The 13,750-nt window shown below is 56.4% G+C and carries 17 protein-coding genes and 1 CRISPR repeat array; of the genes, 2 read left to right on the top strand and 15 right to left on the bottom strand.

Annotation, left to right across the window (positions count from 1 at the left end):
* Window positions 1–183: 183 nt before the first annotated feature.
* The 5 genes from fliD to K5554_RS05130 all read right to left on the bottom strand — a co-directional run bounded on the left by fliD (window position 184) and on the right by K5554_RS05130 (window position 5,630).
* Window positions 184–1,464 (bottom strand): flagellar filament capping protein FliD, encoded by a 1,281-nt coding sequence (fliD, locus tag K5554_RS05150; protein WP_221040069.1) that lies wholly within the window; start codon window positions 1,462–1,464, stop codon window positions 184–186.
* Between the two features lie 302 nt (window positions 1,465–1,766).
* Window positions 1,767–1,934: a hypothetical protein gene (locus tag K5554_RS05145; RefSeq protein ID WP_221040068.1), complete on the bottom strand. Its 168-nt coding sequence runs from the start codon at window positions 1,932–1,934 to the stop codon at window positions 1,767–1,769.
* Between the two features lie 69 nt (window positions 1,935–2,003).
* A complete protein-coding gene (locus K5554_RS05140) occupies window positions 2,004–2,822 on the bottom strand; it encodes a type 1 glutamine amidotransferase (RefSeq protein ID WP_221040067.1) in 819 nt (272 codons plus the stop codon).
* A complete protein-coding gene (locus K5554_RS05135) occupies window positions 2,782–4,266 on the bottom strand; it encodes a Mur ligase family protein (protein WP_221040066.1) in 1,485 nt (494 codons plus the stop codon). The genes K5554_RS05140 and K5554_RS05135 overlap by 41 nt, the downstream gene beginning before the upstream one ends.
* A gap of 137 nt (window positions 4,267–4,403) precedes the next feature.
* A complete protein-coding gene (locus K5554_RS05130; protein WP_221040065.1) occupies window positions 4,404–5,630 on the bottom strand; it encodes an MFS transporter in 1,227 nt (408 codons plus the stop codon).
* Between the two features lie 231 nt (window positions 5,631–5,861).
* On the opposite strand from K5554_RS05130, the gene K5554_RS05125 reads away from it, so the two are divergent.
* Together K5554_RS05125 and K5554_RS05120 are read left to right on the top strand one after the other, a co-directional pair.
* Entirely contained in the window at window positions 5,862–6,293 is a 432-nt protein-coding gene (locus K5554_RS05125) for an exoribonuclease R (protein ID WP_221040064.1), read from the top strand.
* Window positions 6,190–6,516 carry a type II toxin-antitoxin system HicA family toxin gene (locus K5554_RS05120; protein ID WP_370636952.1) on the top strand — a complete coding sequence of 109 codons (327 nt, stop codon included), beginning with the start codon at window positions 6,190–6,192 and terminating at the stop codon, window positions 6,514–6,516. Before K5554_RS05125 ends, K5554_RS05120 begins: the two co-directional genes overlap by 104 nt.
* A gap of 137 nt (window positions 6,517–6,653) precedes the next feature.
* On the opposite strand, the gene K5554_RS05115 is transcribed toward K5554_RS05120, so the two are convergent.
* The 10 genes from K5554_RS05115 to K5554_RS05070 form a co-directional block, all read right to left on the bottom strand.
* Window positions 6,654–8,357 carry a diguanylate cyclase gene (locus K5554_RS05115; protein ID WP_221040062.1) on the bottom strand — a complete coding sequence of 568 codons (1,704 nt, stop codon included), beginning with the start codon at window positions 8,355–8,357 and terminating at the stop codon, window positions 6,654–6,656.
* Window positions 8,358–8,419: 62 nt separating this feature from the next.
* The gene (locus tag K5554_RS14680) at window positions 8,420–8,539 is read right to left on the bottom strand and encodes a cyclic lactone autoinducer peptide (RefSeq protein ID WP_370636965.1); all 120 of its coding nucleotides are present in this window, start codon (window positions 8,537–8,539) and stop codon (window positions 8,420–8,422) included.
* Between the two features lie 8 nt (window positions 8,540–8,547).
* The gene (locus K5554_RS05105; protein WP_221040060.1) at window positions 8,548–9,171 is read right to left on the bottom strand and encodes an accessory gene regulator ArgB-like protein; all 624 of its coding nucleotides are present in this window, start codon (window positions 9,169–9,171) and stop codon (window positions 8,548–8,550) included.
* Window positions 9,149–9,625: a hypothetical protein gene (locus K5554_RS05100; RefSeq protein WP_221040059.1), complete on the bottom strand. Its 477-nt coding sequence runs from the start codon at window positions 9,623–9,625 to the stop codon at window positions 9,149–9,151. The genes K5554_RS05105 and K5554_RS05100 overlap by 23 nt, the downstream gene beginning before the upstream one ends.
* A gap of 285 nt (window positions 9,626–9,910) precedes the next feature.
* Complete coding sequence (locus K5554_RS14390; RefSeq protein ID WP_255565519.1) at window positions 9,911–10,039, bottom strand: AbrB/MazE/SpoVT family DNA-binding domain-containing protein; 129 nt, start codon at window positions 10,037–10,039, stop codon at window positions 9,911–9,913.
* A gap of 132 nt (window positions 10,040–10,171) precedes the next feature.
* Entirely contained in the window at window positions 10,172–11,179 is a 1,008-nt protein-coding gene (locus tag K5554_RS05090) for an SWIM zinc finger domain-containing protein (protein ID WP_221040058.1), read from the bottom strand.
* Window positions 11,180–11,459: 280 nt separating this feature from the next.
* Window positions 11,460–11,753: a CRISPR direct-repeat array (repeat unit 31 nt; unit sequence TGTTTCCATCCCTCGTAGGTAGGCTTAGAAC).
* A 56-nt stretch (window positions 11,754–11,809) separates the two neighbouring features.
* Window positions 11,810–12,007, bottom strand: coding sequence for a CRISPR-associated endoribonuclease Cas6 (locus tag K5554_RS05085; protein ID WP_221040522.1), 198 nt, complete (start codon window positions 12,005–12,007; stop codon window positions 11,810–11,812).
* Window positions 12,008–12,704: 697 nt separating this feature from the next.
* Window positions 12,705–12,860, bottom strand: a complete 156-nt coding sequence (locus K5554_RS05080) for a hypothetical protein (RefSeq protein WP_221040057.1) — start codon at window positions 12,858–12,860, stop codon at window positions 12,705–12,707.
* Between the two features lie 129 nt (window positions 12,861–12,989).
* Complete coding sequence (locus K5554_RS05075; protein WP_221040056.1) at window positions 12,990–13,232, bottom strand: hypothetical protein; 243 nt, start codon at window positions 13,230–13,232, stop codon at window positions 12,990–12,992.
* A gap of 370 nt (window positions 13,233–13,602) precedes the next feature.
* Window positions 13,603–13,743, bottom strand: a complete 141-nt coding sequence (locus tag K5554_RS05070) for a hypothetical protein (RefSeq protein WP_221040055.1) — start codon at window positions 13,741–13,743, stop codon at window positions 13,603–13,605.
* Window positions 13,744–13,750: the final 7 nt, after the last annotated feature.

The following is a 13,750-nucleotide window of genomic DNA, read 5'->3' as shown; positions in this document are numbered from 1 at the left end:
AATACCGCCGGGTCAACCTATAGCTCTCCCTTCAGCGCGGTCATCCTCTGCCAAGCTGGAATCCCTCTGCCCGCAGAAGCCTTCCGCCGCTGTCGGACTGAAAAAGTATATGGCTGAATGAAGGAAGCTGGCGGACCAGTCCCGGATCATATACTCTTTCCTGTTTACTGAACACCTGCCTTTTCATACAAGAAGGTTTACTAGAGTTCCGGTTGGGAGGATCGCTGCGGTAAACCGGCTCTGGTTCAGGGTCAACAGGTAGGAATAAATCCTGGGAAAGAAAACCGTTTGGTAAGCCTGCGGTGCCGCAAAATTCCAGAGCGGACTGGTGGTGATTTCCTGGCCTAGAAGTGCCAGGTTAACTGCAAAACCGTCCGCCCCTCCAAAGGCAGATTTTACTGCTCCGAGGCTCTGGCTGACCGCCATGGTAAGTCTACTCTGGTCCACGGTCAGAGTTCCGTTGGAGTTGCGGGTAATACCCAGGGCGTTAAGCTCAGGAGCTTTCAACTCATAAGCATTAGTTAGGCTCTGGCCGATCCGGGGGACCAGGAAGCCTGCGTTCAGAGTAGCATAACTTTTAAGTGAGTTGTAGGCATTGACTAAGTTATTCACCGCACCGCTGATGGCCTGGGTATCCGGCCCGACCGTAAGGGTGACCTGAGCCGTGCTTGTTTTAAAAAAGTTTACGGTAAGGCGCCCCTGATCAAGCAACACCGTATTCGATTGGGAGGTATAGCTTATACCGTTTACGGTGTACTGCGCGTTGGCTGCCATAGTGTTAACCGTATTCGCCCCGGTGGCAGTAACTACGTTTCCGGTAACATCGGCCAGAGTGAAGGCGCTGGCCGTACCGGTTTTGTTGGCCATGATCTGAAGTCGCGAGGTGCCGGCAGTTGTGTCGTTAATCACCTTGGCGGTTACCCCAGCGTTGGCCGCGTTGATTACATTGGCAATCTTTCCTAGTGCAGTCTGGTTAGTATCAGTGCTGAGGATGTTCACGGAAAGGTTGTAAGTGGTCCCGCCTACTGTGAGCGTGAAGGTGTTCGTTCCTGGGGTAACTGCCGTAGTACTGGTACTGGTCAACGCTGTGCCAACGTTCTGCTGGGCGACCGCCAGTTGCGTAATCGTTATCTGGTAGGAGGTAATTGTAGCATTGGGAAGGGCCTGAGCCGTGAGTATATCTGGTGCCGAAGAGGTAGTTGCTCGCTGCGCGAAAACGTTGTTTACATTATTAAGAGTAAGCGCGTTAGCGGCCGTATACAGCTGCTGCCCATAACTTTGAAGCCCGGTTAACGTTTGGATAAGCAGCGCTTGCCGTTGGGCGATAGCTTGAGACGCAAGAAGCCGCTCAAGAGCAATGGCCTGGACTGCACTGCTCAGCGGGTTTGAAGCCTGAGTGCCTAAAAGACCGGTCCAAAAGGAAAAAGGATTAACCGCAGGATAGCCGTAAATGTTCAGTACCATGGTCTTCCACCTCTGCATTCAAAATTGCCCTTTTTCAATAAATTCACTTGACGTTTAGACAAATAAAGATGAGTAAGACCTGCATGGCTGCCCGGAAACGACCACGATAACGCATCCGGCCTGTAGCGTGTTAGATCTTAGCTTCAGCTTATCACCTCGGATTACCTTATATATGTTTCGCGCATAAGCGATTCATTTCCTGCCATTCTTTCGATAAATCAGTATTTGCACGTACTCTTAAGAAACCCCGCCTACTAATTCTTGACACTATCTCAGAAGGTTTCTAACTTGAAATTGCCTAGTTAGAAATTCCTAAAATAACCAATTAAAAAGTTCCGCTTTTGGCCGATAGCTTCGCCCAACGCTTCCCCGCCATCGCCCGCCAGGTCTACCGCGTAGCCTGCTTTCCTTAACCCGCCGAACGATACCTGGGCCAGGCCCGACTCATATTCCACCACTAAGAGACGCACAAGGCACCATCCCTGATGGGGCTATTGTACACGAAGCGCATTAAGATTCTGTTGAGAAAATCTGTCCACTTAGTGTCGCCGGTCGAGGAGCGTCGGCCTCGGTCCCCGCCGTTGTCTCAGCAGGCGCGCCCACCAGCCGGGGCGGTACCGCTGGTAAACCGCACTATTGGCCTGGTACTCCAACGTATCGGTGAGCGGTGCCAGACGCACCGGGCCATACCGGCGCGCCAGGGCCAAAGTCAAAAGGTAGTCCGCAAGGTGGGGATTCTTGGCCAGAAGCGGCCCGTGCAGGTACGTCCCAAAGGCGTTTTTGTAGCGGGCGCCTTCCAACCCCTCTGATGCGTTGTTGCCAAAGCCGAACAAAACGTGGCCCAAGGGAAGGGTGGTCTCCTCCCCTCTGCTTGCCGTATCACTCAGAAAGAAAGTCTGTCCTGAGTGGTTCTCAAACCCAATCACTGGACAGGCCGCCTGAAGGAAGGGCACGCTAACGGCAATGTTACCCTCCAGGCGGCGGGTACCAGCCTCAGTATAAACAGAAAATAAACCGATTCCCGGTATTTCCTCCCCCGCACGCGTCCGATAGTACTGGCCGAGGAGTTGGTAACCGCCACAGATGCTGAGGAGCACCGCCCCATCCTCCACAGACTCTAGCAGTGCGGCAGCCTTTTGCTGCAAATCCTGCCCGACAATTGACTGCTCTTGGTCGGGGCCTCCACCGAGAAAAAGAAGATCGTACGCACCGGCAGGTAAAACATCACCTAAGGAGAGCTCGTCTACTTCTACATCGAGATCCCGCCACTTGGCGCGCTGCGTCAGGACCAGGATGTTTCCCCGGTCACCGTAAAGGTTAAGAAGCCCGGGGTAAAGGTGGGCGATTCGCAGTTTCACTGCTTATGCCTCCTTGGCGCAGCAGAATGCGGCGATAGGCAGCCAGATTCGTGTAGGTGCAAAGAACGGCAAAGTGACGTCCCGTACCTTTGAGCCCTACGCGCACGCTTTCCTCTAGGTCGGGAAGCACACACAGCCGCTCGGGCGCCACCCCGTGGTACTTGAGGCAAACAGCTAGGTCGCCGGCCCGCCGGCCGCTGCAAACAACGGAGGTGTTCCCGGCAACGGCCAGCGCGCTGAAATCCACATCCCACAGCCAGGAAACATCGCGTCCATCGGCCGCTAGGTCGTTGATTGCCAGCACCAGGGTAGCGGGAGGCGTGTTTCCCTTCCCACCGGCTAACACTGTGCGCAGCGCCTGGCTTAGTCCAGCCGGGTTTTTCACTAATACCAACGTCGCTTCCTTGCCTACCGCCGGCCAGTGGAACCTTTCCGCTCGGCCGGGTGGACCCGCAAAACGCGCCAGTCGCTTGGGCAATGCCCCTTCAAGCGGCAGGCCGAGCTCGGCCGCGGTCGCCAAGGCGGCCGTCATGTTGTAAACATTGTACAAACCAGGAAGATGAGCCTGCAGGGTGATCTCCCGCTCTCCTGGCAGGCGCAGCCTAAAGCTGGTGCCGGCTCCCGCAGTTGTTGGTTTAAGGAGCTCGGCTTCGTACTGCGCTGGTGGCCGGGCGAACCCACAGCCAGGGCAGCGAAAATAACCCAAGTGGCTGTAGTTGCGCTGGGTAAAGCTGAGTGGACGTTGGCAGTGGGGACATAGTACCGTATCGTTGGCCTCCTGTTCACCGCCTGACGCGGCAACACTACTGCCTCCGGCTGCCCCAGCAACGCCGTAGTACACGACCCTGCTGCGCCCCACCGCAAAGCTGGCCACCATTGGGTCATCCGCGTTGAGCACCAATTGAGCGTCCGGCCAGGCTTTAAGGCCGCGCGCCATGTGGTTGGCTAAGACAGCCACCTCGGTGTAACGGTCGAGTTGGTCGCGGAAAAGGTTGGTCACTAGCACCACATCCACAGGTCCTATCTCGTTACTTAGCGCCTCGAGGCTCCCCTCGTCCACCTCCAGCACGGCAACACGTCGGCAGTACCCTGTCTGCCGCCCACGCCGGGCCAACAGCAAAGGCTGGGTCTTAAGGAGAGCAGTGGTGATTCCGGCCAGCATGTTAGCGCCCTCGCCATTGGTGACAACCTCAACCTCCCTATCTGCTCGAAGCAGTCCTGCCAACAGGGCGGTGGTAGTGGTTTTGCCGTTGGTACCGGTGATGAGCACCACCTGCTGACAGCAGCTCCTGAGGTGACCGAGGATGCTTGGGTCTACTTTTCTGGCCGCCAGGCCGGGGAGCGAGGTGCCGCCCCACCCGGTCCGAAAGCGGCTCAGCAGTAGGCAGAGGGCCAACGTCACTTTTCCAGTTAGAACAGCCAGCCAGGTCCGCAGACGCCGCACAGGGAAAACCTCCTGGAACGAAATACGACGAATCCTTCTCATATAGGATACCCCGCTTAGATTAAAAGGGCATGAAAAAACCTACTTATTGGTGGCCGGCAATGAGGTCGACGGCGCGTGAGCCTTGGGGTTTGGCATCAGGCCTCTTCAGCCAGAGCTCCAAATCCCATGCCCACCAGCACCACTACCGCTCCCAGGTAAAATGCTCCGGTAAGGCTCCCGGTGAGGTCCTTCACCACCCCGCTCACGAGGGGCGCTACAATGGCCGATGACATGCCGATGAGGTTGAACACCCCCACCGCGGCGCCCAGCGCCTGCGGCACCTTGCGGGAGGCATGGTCCCCGAACCAGGAGATCACGATGGTGTCCGAGACCGTGCGGCCGATAAGCCCGTAGATGATAAGGAGCGTAATCAGGGCCGGCAGCGAGCGCACGTACGCCAGGGCGAAAATGGCGAGCGCCGCCAGCGGATAGAGTAGAAGCGTCAGTCGCCGCCGCCCCACCCTGTCCGACAGCCGGCCTACATAGAGCGCCGCCGGTATGGCCGAGACGGCCGGCAGGGCCGTGAGCGCCCCCGCGCCGGCGATGCTCAGGCCCCGCTCCGTGGCGAAGAAGCTCGGGCCCCAGGTGAGGGCCACCCAGAAGCCGTAGCCCGAGCAAAAGGCCGCCAGGTTCAGCGCCCAGAGGTCCCTATCGCGCAGGATCTGCCCCAAAGAAAACCCGGCGTTCCCTGCTGCGCCCCTGGGCCTGGCCTTTCGCACCTCCGGCAGGCCGCGCCAAAAGAGCACCGGCGCGATAAGCGTGGGCACCGCCGGCACCAGGAAGGGCAGCCGGAAGTTTCCGGACCAGAGGTAAAGGGGGCCGGAAAAGGCAAGCCCCAGCGCCGTGCCCACCGACATCCCGGAGTTGATCACCGCCGAGGCCAGGCCCCGCCGCTCCTTCGGCACCGTGCCGATGTTGATGCCGTAAGACGTGGGGTACACGGCTCCCATGCCCACCCCGTGCAGCCCCACAAGGAGCACCAAGAGTGCGTAGCTCCGCGCCAAAAGGCCGAGCAAAAGGAGCGCAACTCCCCCCAAAGCGAAGAACCCGGCCAGCACGCGCTTCAGCCCCAGCCGGTCGCCTAGGAGCCCGGCCGGCACCTGCATGGCCACGTAAAGAAAGAAATAAGTGCTGGTTATCGCCCCGGTAGCCGTCCCGGAAAGGCCGAAACCCTCGCCAATTACCTTCAGCATGGGGTAGAGCGTAGTCCGGTCCGCATACATAAGGAGCGCGCCCAGCGCCAGAAGTGCTACTGTGCGGATGAGCAGCATGCCGTTCTGACCCGCACCCACCCCTTGTTCCTCAACTGCGCACCCTTGCATGCCCTGCCCCCGCGCCACACCACTTATGCTGATGTCCTTCCCCTCCCCGTAAAACTAAACCCGGGCGCACCCCGGGCCATAGCACTCTGTATTTATTCACCCTCGCCAAGCTAAATCCTTCCTACCCAAGTAGCACCAAAGGAAATAGTCTCCGCTGTTCGGCATATCCTAAGAACGCCACTCTGTACAGAATGCCGAGAATGGATTAGAATGGAGGTGGGAGGAATGTCAATGCTACCGGAGCTTAACCTTACTGCTGCCCGGAACAACTTCTCCAGCCTGTACGACCAAGCTTACAGGGAGTACAACCCCATCCTCATCAAGCGCCGGCGGGACGAAGAGGTTCTTATGCTGCGCCGCGACCTGGTGCAGGATACCCTGCGCGCCTACCCTTTGCAGGCACAGGAAGTGCAGGAACCGGACAGCTCAGTCACTCTAGTTATGCCCGTCCTCGAACTGGTGGTCAATGGACCTACCCGCGATAAGGCCGTCGATGAGCTGGTCACCGAACTGAAAGCCTACGCTCGGGACTTCTTTGCGCAGTCGGCGCTCTTCTTCCATGCCCCCAACCGGCGCCACCATTTCCCCTACCTGCTGCGGGTGCTGCTCTGCAACTCCGACGAAGAAATCCGTAGCCTTATTGAGGTTGAAAATGCCGCCTAGATTCCGCGATCTGAAGCGTTACTTAGAAACCCACGGTTGGGTCTTGGTGCGGAATACAGACCACTTTTATTATCAGAAGGTCCTGGCCGACGGCACCGTATTGCGGACTAGAGTAAGCCACGCCTTGCACAAGGAGATCCCACCAGGTCAGTGGCAGGCGATTCTCAAATACCAGCTCAAAGTAACTGAGGCCGAGTTTTGGCACGGGCCGGCCGTGGACTGAATGACCCTTTTTCCGGTGCCTGCAAGCGCCCATCTTGGACAAGCCTTATTGGAATGCCGTGTTCACATGGCATGACAAGTAGTGAACCCGGGGTTGTCCCCGGTCTTTCGTCTTTTTACCTATTATGTTCCCAAAATTCAGATCCCTGCCGTAGCCGATTTCTCGCCGCCGGCACTCTGCGATGGTTTGAGGGTTGCGCCGCCTTTTCCGCCCACCAGCAGGCTGCGGAAGGCCTCGACCACCTGTGGGTCGTACCAGGTACCTGCGTAATGCCGGATCTCCTCCAGCGCTTTCTGTGGAGACATGGCTTTCCGGTAGGGGCGGTCGGTGGTCATGGCGTCGTAGCTGTCCGCCACCCGGATTATCCGCGCCGGCAGGGGAATGCCCGCGCCCCTGAGCTTCGCCGGGTAGCCCGAACCGTCGTAGTTCTCGTGATGGTAAAGGATAACCCCCGCTATCTCCCGCAGCGCCGGTATGGAGCCCACTATCTCGCTCCCCCAGCGCGGGTGCTGCCGCAGCGTGCAGAGGTCCTGCTCGGTGAGCGCCTCCACCTTGTTCAAGAGGTACCGGTCTATTTCAAGCTTCCCCACATCATGGAGAAAGGCGGCGCAGCGCAGCAACCTGGCCTCCTCCGTGCCCAGGTGCAGGCGCTTCGCCAGGTCGCTCGCGTACCGGAGGACGCGCAGCGAATGGCCGTACGTATACTGGTCCTTCGCATTGATCACGGAAACCAGCGTCTGAACGGAGTTTATCAGCTCTTTCTCTTTTTCTTCCGCAGCGCCCAATAGGTCCTCAAACACGCCGGAGTAGACACACACCCGGTTCTTTTTGAGGGACTTGGCTTCATAGAGCGCGTGGTCGGCCCGCTTGATGAGCTCCTTGTAATTTGGGGCATGCGTAGGCAGCGAAGCCACGCCGCAGGAGACGGTAATGGCCACTTCCTCCTGCTTCGCCTCCGTAAAAAAAGGATGCTCCTCCACCTGCCGTCGGATCTTTTCCGCCACCTTGGCAGCCTTCTCCGTACTGTAGCCGGGCAAAACCGCTACGAACTCCTCGCCCCCGTAGCGCGCCGCAAAGGCCGGCGGCTCCAGCGCGCCCTGCAGGATGCCGCCGATAGCGGCCAGTACCCTGTCCCCCTGCTGGTGCCCGAAGACATCGTTGCAGTACTTAAAGTTGTCCACGTCGATAAAGACGAGCGACAGGGGCCGCAAAGCAGACGCCTCCCTGTCCAACGCCGTCAGGCGCTCGTACAGGTAACGCTGGTTATACACGCCGGTGAGGTCGTCGGTGTACATCAGGTGGGTCAGCTTCTGGCGGTGGTTCTCCTCCAGCTCGGACAGGCCGCCGGCGTACCAGGCCACAAGGGCGATAATAGCAAGGAGCACGAAGTTGGTATTCGCGGCCGCAGCCGGCGGCGTCCCCCGCCACACATCATAACCCAAGAGGGCCAAGCCGGCAAAGGTTCCCGTACCATACGCCGCCCCCCGCCCCGCCAGCGAACCGGCCGTGAGCACCGGCAGCAGGAGAACCACTTTAGCATAAGGCACGTGGTCCCCGGTGATGAAGAGAACCAGCGCAGCTACTACAGTAGGGAAAAGCGTATACAAGAGCCCCCGCACGCGCTCGCCCAGGCGGGATTCATCATAATCGCGGAGAATAAAGATTTCGACGAGAAAAAGGGAGGACAAGCCAAGAAAGTAAAGGATGAAGGTCGGATGCGCATCCTGGGGTTTCAGATCCAAGTACCGAAACACTGTGCCCATAAGAACAAACGTGCACCCCAGGTGCATGGCCATTATGTGATTATGAATACGTTTTTTCCGTTCCAGCTCTGGGCTCACCATCATCACCCCAAAAGGCAAAGAGGTGGGTTACCGCCACCTCTTTGCTGCTAAGACCGGGACTACTTCCGCAACGTCTCGGGAACCTCCGGCTGGTAATGCCCCAAGTAACAGGCGGATGCCGAAGCTGCGTTGGCGACAAGAGCAAGGCCTACGACGGCAACCCTTAGAAGCCAGTTCATAAGTTTTCTCACTTCTTTTCACCTCCTCTCCACCAAATACCAAGAGAATCAATGAATTGAAATAGCTTATGCCCAGCGGGAGTGAGGACGAACGCACTCCAGAGGATGCCCAGGCTTATTGCGACTCCAAGAGTACGGTTTGCCAGTACTAGAGCAAGTCCTGTAAGAAGTGTGACCATAAAAACCGAACCATTCTTAAGGCGCTTTCTCCTTGCTTGTGAGATAATCGGTGCTGCCGGACAGTCCACCGGTGCAAATGTAACCATCGCTACAATCCCAAGAATAAAGGCAGCAGTTAGTAGACCCATCGGTAGTGCGGGATTCAACCCTGAAACTGCTATAGAAGCTATGGCTAACAAAGGGAATACCGAACCTGTTACCATCGTACACCGAACACGTGAGGCACTGTGTGCTCCACCTGCAAAAGTCCTAACGGCAGCCACTGTTGCCATGACAACAAGTGTTTCGGGAAGTGCCCTGGCCCAGAGGCCAAGGAAGACTGTTACCAGTACGTTAGCCGTGTTTAATAACACAACTTCGACCGCGTAGGCAAGAACATCTTCCGAAACGCGTGTAGCCGTCCGTGTTGACAAGTATCCGGCGATTCGCCTACTTAAGCCGAGATAACTCATCTTTTTCCCTCGAATACGGCTTCATCACCCTGCTTGCGCCCCAAGCTGACAATATCATCACAATTCCCTGAGGAAGGCCTATTAGTGCCCATCTTATCGGGTTCGTCACCACAACCTCACCGCTAATGTGAAGAACGGAAAGAAACAACTCATTGAAAGCGAACTCCAGTAAACCAAGGAAGAAGAGGCTTAGAAAGGCCGCCATGAAGCTTCTAGCAACTGAAACCTTCTCACATCGGATTAGGTACACGGTGGATATCAGCAACCCGATTAGTGTATGTAGCCCAAAGAACAGAGGTAGGTGCCGGACAATCTGCAGGACAACAAACAACCCTGACCCGACAAGAAAGGCTTTTTTCCAGGAGAACTGCGTACGCGCAAGCACGAGAGACAAGCCCACCGTTCCCGTCATTTCCAGGAGCCCCTGTAAAATAATCAATCCCACTAACTTCATTCTACGGCTCCGTTTCCCATGAGTTTATAAGTCCAATTTTATGGTACATTATTCCACCGCAGGAGTCAACACCCAGTCACAAAGCTGCAAACACCGCCCGCGACTTTTTCCCGCGATCGGAAGGTAAGAGGGCGTAAAATGATTATCGAACGCTAGAACTACATTTACCTTCAGCCAGGTAGTGATCATGTTTGGCGGCAACATCTTTAAGACCGGAATCTCCGGCACCAACTAATTTCCAGATGGGGTCTTCTTTACTCAAGGGCTTCACCAGCCGAACTTTTTTTAAACGTAGCCCATCGCCATTAACCTGACGGTCAAATAATCGCCCGCCTTCAGGCCCAAGTTTTCTCTGACCCTTTGAGGAATAGTGATCTGTCCTTTGCTGGTTAAGCGCACTAACGGTGCGGACATGAAGCATCCCCTCCTTTCTTGTATTCGTTTGGTTTACTATAACTCGAGTCATAGATCACACCTCCTGTGATCTCTTCCTGCTTTAAGCTTCTGGTATCCATTAGCATCTACCAACAACCCAGGCTTGTCCTCTCACGACATTATCTGCTTCGGGGTGCCCAGCTCGCGGATCACTCGCCGGGCCTCCTCGTGCCGGCCGTGTTTTTCGTTCCACTTTACCAAGAGAGCCACCAGATTATCTCTGGCCCAACCGTCGCTTTGGAGAATAAGCGCGCGCACCCGCTCCTCCAGGGGAGGCCACTCCTCGGGAGTAGCGAGATCCAGAATTACCTCGAAAGCGCCTTCGCCGAAGTCCACCCCGCCGACCGCGATATCGGCCAGTTCGGCCTCCAAGAGAGCAGCCAGCCACGCCTGCCTCGTGCCCGTATCAACGCAGCTTTTCCTCAAGCATTCGCTTAAACCTTCCACGCAGTCCCCCGCCAGGGCAGCCAGGATCCCATCATCGTCCATGCTGCGCAGATTAGTTTCGTAACAGGCGGCCAGGACGGCCAGCAGCTCTTTATAAACCAAACCTGCTCCCACCCACTCTCCTTTAGCCGCCAGGCTTTCGGCCATCGCCAGCAAGTCCTGCAAACCCTCTTCCATGTCGTAGGGATCCCTGTAGCGCAAAATTCGCTGCACCTCCCGGCGCAGCATGGCCGCGTCCACCTCGTCGGCAGACAAAGAGACCGCCCGCCTCACCGCTGCCAAGAGAGAGGTGTCGCACTGAACCAGATCGATTATTAGCCTCACGAGTTCTTCTTTACTCAAGCGAGCCAGCATGGCCTCCAGCTCATCCAAGCCAGAAAAAGCCTCGGGTTCATGAACGTACGTGAGTAACAAGGCCACGATATGCTTGCAGAACCCGCCGCGGGGGCAGGTACAGTAGGCCTCACGAATACCGCTGTCCTCCAGAACAACTTTCACCCTGTAAGGCTCATCTCTCGATCCGTAACACAATCCGTAAAGCTCGTTTCTGCGGCGTGCCGGCTCCTGGACGGCCCCATCCTTGTAATAATCCCACCCGCGCTCAAAGCTACGCTCATCTGCCAGTTCGCGGATGGCCGCCTCGGTTAAACGCTGCGCACTGCCATTCTTCATGGAAAGCCGCTCTTCCTCCCGCTTAGCTTATAAATCTTTACGCATCGTTGGCTCGAGCTGAAAACTTCTTTTATCCAGAGGCTTTACTACTGAGCCTGTGTCTCCTCCAGCAAGTAACCTTCCTGCAAGATTTGTCCGGGCTGTGCAGGGCACGACTGATATCATCACGCCGACGGGGTGGCATTGTGCACCTCCTTAACTAGAGTCCCCTGAAAAACCATGGTGCCGAAATGGGAAAAGAATCCTCCGTGCGGTGGATGGTGCGGCGTTGGCTTTTGGGTGTTTCCATCCCTCGTAGGTAGGCTTAGAACGGTTGCTGCCAACACCTGAAGCCACCAGCGAGCATTGTTTCCATCCCTCGTAGGTAGGCTTAGAACGAATCCAGGGCGTGGGAACCGTACCATGTTTACGGGTTTCCATCCCTCGTAGGTAGGCTTAGAACAGCGAGCTGGCCGCTACGAGGAAGGCCGAGGTCGAGTGTTTCCATCCCTCGTAGGTAGGCTTAGAACTTCCCAGTCTCGGAAGTTTGGGTATGATGTGATTTGTTTCCATCCCTCGTAGGTAGGCTTAGAACCCGTCACGGGGCTGAAAATGCTGGCCTTTTCCTTACGCCTTCTTGGCTCTTTTGAGTCAGTCTGCTTGGGAAAAGGCCGTGACTCTGTGGTTTGTGCTGGTGTCGATCTCCACGGTTCTTGACACTACTGAGGATCGACGACAAGGGCTAAATCGGCTCCAGCATCCAAAGCCCTGGCTGTTCCTAGCGCCGATACCGCAATCGAGTGCCACCTGCAGCATAGCGGGGTCACCTTTTAATACATATTGTCCCAGCCGGCCCTTTTTTCCGTGAAGAGTTCCAGGAACCGTTTGTTCAAGTCAAGCTTTCCGGACGTGGATCTCACTGATTCTTCCACGGGTAGGAAGCGTTTCCCTTCCTCGGTTACGAGGCAGAGCGTGTTGGCTTCACGCTTTACGGGAACACTGCCTTTGGCACCGCGCACCAGGTCAATCTTGATGTTGCCGATAAAACCCAGTTCACGTAACGCCCCGCAAAATAGAGGAGGAGGTTCCGTATCCGTGGCGCCAGCAGATCCTCTCCGAACGGTACGAACGTATCAACGTGAGGGTAATCGGACCCAAACGGATCTTGGCCAGCTGGCGCGTTCCATCTCCCGCAGGCGGCCTCGAGTTCTCGTCGAACGGGTCTGGAACGCTAGAGATTTCATACCTTCTCGGCGATTCCACTTCTGGCGCCAGGGGGCAGTCGAAAAGAGTATCCGGCAGCCATTAAGCTCCGTTGCGGCCTGGAGCATTCGCAAGAAGAGGTTTCATACCGTCCCACCGATAAGGTTCGGCGATGATTATAAAGGCATCAGACAGGCTGTTCAGTCTCAAGGTGTGTTGAGCCCTCACCGGAAACAGTGCCCGGAAAAGCTGGTTGAACGTAGTCGTCACAATTGGAGACTGTGCCGCTTTCTCTTGCTTCACTATAACAAACTCACCCCGCCATCTACAGACGGTGTTGACTTTACGCGATATTTTTGATCAGGCTGCGTCTATCTACTTCAAACCTTCCCGGTAGTTCAGCAGCCGCATAGCGTTTGAGGATCACGAGGAGCACGCTGGCCTCGTGGACCAACATGCCGAAACCCAGTACTACCGCCTGTCCGATGACCCCGCCCACCAGGAGCAGCACCACCAGTACAGCGAAGGCAACACTTTTTTTGATGTTGCGCAGGGTCTGGCGGCATATCTCCGTGCTCTAAGATCCGCACCGTCTGTTGGCACCCCTCCGCCGAAAGCGTGTAGAGCTTCACACGGCCGTGCGCACAATGCAGAGCCGGTTCTCCAGCTCCCTGCGCTTAAATAGGAGCTCTCCCTTTTTGAACTCCTTCTTCGTCAGCAGCAGGTCGTTCACCTGCTGCAGTTCGGCCCGGCTGAGAGCGGCAAAGATCGGCACCGTGCTGAGACAGATGTGCTCGCCGTCGGCACAAGCGGGCAAGCCCGCCCCTTGACCCGTACACGCTGCCACCTCGGCACTGCTGGCGGTAGACATCACTTCCAACTCTTAGCTGTTCATCCCAGAGGTCGAGCAACTGAACCATCATGGTTAGACTCGATTAGTATCCAGCCGCAAACTCTCCAAGCAAAAAAGAAAGGCGGAGTGGCACGCTACCCGCAATAACCGCTGCAATAGTTAACTAGTATAACGTTTCAATCCTCACCTGCTTATCAATTCCCGATTTGCAGGTGCTCTAAAAAATGTCGGTAAGACCTTGTCAATCTTATCCTTTGCTGCTCGCGTTTCATTCTTCTCCTAGCGTAATGCAGCCCTGAATCGCTCCCAGACTACTGAAAAGAGATGCGTTTTATTGTAATTATGACATGCCAACCCGCCTGTTGCAATCCTTACCTTGTTTCAATCTTCACCTGGCTTGGATGCCGGGTGCGACGGCGGCGATGAGTTCATCGTCGTTGCCGGCAGGGCGTTTCAATTCCCACCCGGCTTGGAAGCCGGGTGCGACGGTGATGAGAAGGTAAAGGTTACGGTTGTGCTTCCGTTTCAATCCTCAC

It is taken from the genome of Gelria sp. Kuro-4, from assembly GCF_019668485.1.
Lineage (GTDB): Bacteria > Bacillota > DTU030 > DUMP01 > DUMP01 > DUMP01.
The sequence above is the reverse complement of the archived record's forward strand: the minus strand, read 5'-3'. Positions and strand labels throughout refer to the sequence as shown.

What these genes read in the sequence shown, in the direction of transcription:
- fliD (WP_221040069.1), bottom strand. Translation starts at nt 1,464, where the DNA reads ATGGTACTGAACATTTACGGCTATCCTGCGGTTAATCCTTTTTCCTTT.
- K5554_RS05130 (WP_221040065.1), bottom strand. Translation starts at nt 5,630, where the DNA reads ATGCAAGGGTGCGCAGTTGAGGAACAAGGGGTGGGTGCGGGTCAGAAC.
- K5554_RS05125 (WP_221040064.1), top strand. Translation starts at nt 5,862, where the DNA reads ATGCTACCGGAGCTTAACCTTACTGCTGCCCGGAACAACTTCTCCAGC.
- K5554_RS05120 (WP_370636952.1), top strand. Translation starts at nt 6,190, where the DNA reads ATGCCCCCAACCGGCGCCACCATTTCCCCTACCTGCTGCGGGTGCTGC.
- K5554_RS14680 (WP_370636965.1), bottom strand. Translation starts at nt 8,539, where the DNA reads ATGAACTGGCTTCTAAGGGTTGCCGTCGTAGGCCTTGCTCTTGTCGCC.
- K5554_RS05105 (WP_221040060.1), bottom strand. Translation starts at nt 9,171, where the DNA reads ATGAGTTATCTCGGCTTAAGTAGGCGAATCGCCGGATACTTGTCAACA.
- K5554_RS05100 (WP_221040059.1), bottom strand. Translation starts at nt 9,625, where the DNA reads ATGAAGTTAGTGGGATTGATTATTTTACAGGGGCTCCTGGAAATGACG.
- K5554_RS14390 (WP_255565519.1), bottom strand. Translation starts at nt 10,039, where the DNA reads ATGTCCGCACCGTTAGTGCGCTTAACCAGCAAAGGACAGATCACTATT.
- K5554_RS05090 (WP_221040058.1), bottom strand. Translation starts at nt 11,179, where the DNA reads ATGAAGAATGGCAGTGCGCAGCGTTTAACCGAGGCGGCCATCCGCGAA.
- K5554_RS05075 (WP_221040056.1), bottom strand. Translation starts at nt 13,232, where the DNA reads ATGTCTACCGCCAGCAGTGCCGAGGTGGCAGCGTGTACGGGTCAAGGG.